Genomic DNA, 619 nt, shown 5'->3' on the forward strand with positions numbered 1-619 from the left:
ATCATCTTCTGGATGACGGCCTCTTTCATTTCTTTGGAGTAGCGAGCCATAACTGCCTCTTTTAATCATCTCTCCATTGAAGAGAGTCATGAGTCAAAAGAGGCGACATCTATCCTGACACAGGGGGATTTTCAAACAACTAAAATTATATTTTTCAGAACTATCTACTTCATACTTAAAATATAATGCAGTAATAAAGTTGTCATTATTTTTTGAGAATGCTGTGTCCAATTGGTACAGTTCATAAGATCTTTTAACACTATTTGAGCTTCCATTTATATGACTTAACGCATGCGAGTAGATATTATAAAAATTGTATTTGTAAATTTCTTCAGCATATGCATGAGAAACAAAGGTACTTATTATTATGATTTTAATGATACGCATGATTAATACTGTGGTGTTACCCACTAAAAGTGGACACCTATTGTTGATTTACTTCTTCAAACTTAGCAGGGCTAAGATAACCCAGTGCTGAGTGACGTCGAGTTCTGTTATAGAACATTTCGATGTACTCGAAGATACTGGATCGGGCCTGATCAAGTGTTTGAAACCGCTCCGCATAAACCAACTCAACTTTGAGTCGACTAAAAAACGATTCCATAGCCGCATTATCCCA

1 protein-coding gene is annotated in these 619 nt (G+C 36.0%); it reads right to left on the bottom strand.

Going from position 1 to position 619, the window contains the following annotated elements:
• Positions 1-424: 424 nt before the first annotated feature.
• Positions 425-619, bottom strand: a 195-nt coding sequence (locus ACNRUY_RS26730; protein WP_488113191.1) for an IS3 family transposase, incomplete at its 5' end; no start/stop codon positions are given.

This window comes from Endozoicomonas sp. Z74 (assembly GCF_057680865.1).